This is a genomic window from uncultured Winogradskyella sp. (genome assembly GCF_947495255.1).
In the GTDB taxonomy this organism is placed as follows: Bacteria; Bacteroidota; Bacteroidia; order Flavobacteriales; family Flavobacteriaceae; genus Winogradskyella.
In genome coordinates this window covers 1-852 of record NZ_CANLYI010000028.1, presented here as the reverse complement: position 1 = coordinate 852, position 852 = coordinate 1, and the positions used below count along the sequence as shown (strand labels likewise).

The window sequence follows — 852 nt, the reverse complement described above, 5'->3', positions numbered from 1 at the left end:
GTTGTACAACATACCCGAAATGAACAAACTGCTGACAATTTCACTTCTGATTTTCCTATTTCTGTCTTGCAAAAACGAGAAGAAATCTGAATTGGAATTTTATGCAGAAAACCAAACTTCATTTTTCGATTTGAGAAATGGAGACTGGACAAAAAACTCGTGGATTAGGAAAACTGAAAATTTAAAAATAATCCACGAATCATTTAAGAAGCTTGGTTACGACAGAATTGAAAAACTGATTTTAAAAAATAGTGATGAATTCCTAATTCAAGACATATACATAAAAAAGAATTTCGAAAATTTAATGGACAGTTTAGAACTGACCTACGAAAAGCCTGAAATCCAAACTAAATATTATACTGAATTCTGGAATCGCAGAAAAGCGGAGAAAAACGACTCAATCGTTTATGAAATAATCCGAGAATTTAATTCTTATAAATCAGACAAAAAACGACTGAATTACGAAAATCAGTTTGCAAATGATACTTTGATTGACTTATTGAATATTGAATTTGATTACGCCAATCTGAACATAGAAAAAGCTAAATCGGATTTTTATACATTAAAAAAATACGGATTTCATCAATCAGCTTATAACTTACTCTATGAACGACGTAAATATTCTGAATTGGAATTAGACCGAGAAAAATTAAAAAAGGAATTAACAAAATCAACTGAATTTAATCAAGCTTGGTTGATTGATAATGAAAAATAAGTACGTTGTACAACACCGTGTATAATTAATTGCTCGGTCACTGCCGACTTACGAACATTCCTGCGGAATATTCTATCTGTGATTTATTTGCTAAATTAGTTGCTTTACCACGCAACTAACCATACACAAACACGTTG

1 protein-coding gene is annotated in these 852 nt (G+C 30.8%); it reads left to right on the top strand.

Annotated features, from left to right (window positions below; all coding sequences use genetic code 11):
* Positions 1–715 (top strand): hypothetical protein (locus Q0807_RS18835; RefSeq protein ID WP_301162059.1); only part of this gene is annotated, 715 nt, incomplete at its 5' end.
* Positions 716–852 lie beyond the last annotated feature (137 nt).